This window comes from Pseudomonas sp. Sample_14 (genome assembly GCF_004307515.1).
GTDB classification, from domain to species: domain Bacteria; phylum Pseudomonadota; class Gammaproteobacteria; order Pseudomonadales; family Pseudomonadaceae; genus Aquipseudomonas; species Aquipseudomonas atacamensis.
Map to the genome: position 1 here is coordinate 1 of NZ_RCOC01000085.1, position 1,296 is coordinate 1,296.

General features: G+C 54.4%; 1 protein-coding gene. It reads left to right on the top strand.

Features of this window, described 5'->3' with window-relative positions; translation table 11 throughout:
* Nucleotides 1–277: 277 nt before the first annotated feature.
* Nucleotides 278–1,273 carry an IS110 family transposase gene (locus tag D8U61_RS20035; RefSeq protein ID WP_130927515.1) on the top strand — a complete coding sequence of 332 codons (996 nt, stop codon included), beginning with the start codon at nt 278–280 and terminating at the stop codon, nt 1,271–1,273.
* The last annotated feature ends 23 nt before the right edge of the window (nt 1,274–1,296 follow it).

The following is a 1,296-nucleotide window of genomic DNA, read 5'->3' on the forward strand; positions in this document are numbered from 1 at the left end:
CAGCTCCTTGTATGTTCCCCACACACCAGCATGAATGAGATCTAAGCTCGCTGGTGCGACATACGAAGATGTGTTTCTGGGGGAGACCGATCGCTCCTTAAGGCAGGACTTGCTCCTGACCTTGTCTGTAGAGAGGTCCCCCCGCCTCATTGCCCACCACGAAGAGTATCGAGAAGCCGACGAGTCGGACTTCGCATTACAAGGTTGCAGTGGCATGAAGTTCGAGGTCAGGGGAACCAGGAAGCATTTTTAACTCAGTTCTCTTGGAGTTGAAAGCATGAACATGCACGTCGGCTTGGATGTGGGATCTCGCACTACAGCGATGGGCTGGCGCAATGGCGGCCGCTTTGCAGGTCAGTGCAATATCGACCAGACACCGGCGGGGCGCAAAGCTGCTGTCGGCAAATTGCTTGAGCTCAAGCCTATGTCTGTGGTGATGGAAGCCACAGGAATCTACTACCTGGACTTGGCCATGGAGCTCGCTGCGGCGGGTTTGCCAGTCTCGGTTATCAATCCGAAGAGTTTTCACAACTTTGCAAAACTGATGCTGAAAAACAGCAAGACGGACGCAATCGATGCCCAGTTATTAGCTGAGTACGGCGAACGCATGAGCCCAAGGTTGTGGACGCCGCCCACTTCAATACAGCTTGAACTGCGCGCTATCGGCCGCCACATCAATCGTTTGACGGGTCATCGCACCCGCGCCAAAAACGAGCTGCATGCACTAAAAGCCACTCAAACAACTCTTCTGATGCTGATTGAGGACGAAGAAGAAGCCATCAACGCCTTTGACAAACGAATCGAGCGTTTCCGACTAGCGGGTCGGGCATTGATCGACAACTGCCCAACGTTGAGCGCCCAGTTCGCCCACATGATCGCCGCCCCTGGTATGGGTGAGATCTCAGTATTTGCGGCGCTGGCTGAACTGACGACCTTACCGGTAACGCTCAAGTCGGCGCAGGTCAGCCGCCATGCCGGACTCGATGTCCGACTCACGCAATCAGGCACCAGCATTGATAAACCCGGCCGGATAAGTAAGGGCGGCAATGCCTATTTGCGCTCAGCGATGTACATGCCTGCGCTGACCGCCATACGTTGCGACCCAAACGTGAAAGCGTTTTACGAAGCCTTGGTGACTCGAGGAAAGAGAAAGATGCAGGCTATTGTCGCAGTCATGCGCAAATACCTGACCGGACTATGGGCCTGCATGCGGGCAGGCGAAGACTTCAGTACAGCCAAGCTTTTTAGCGGTAAACACACCCAAAAAGCTTGACCGTGAACAGAGTATCTACAGGG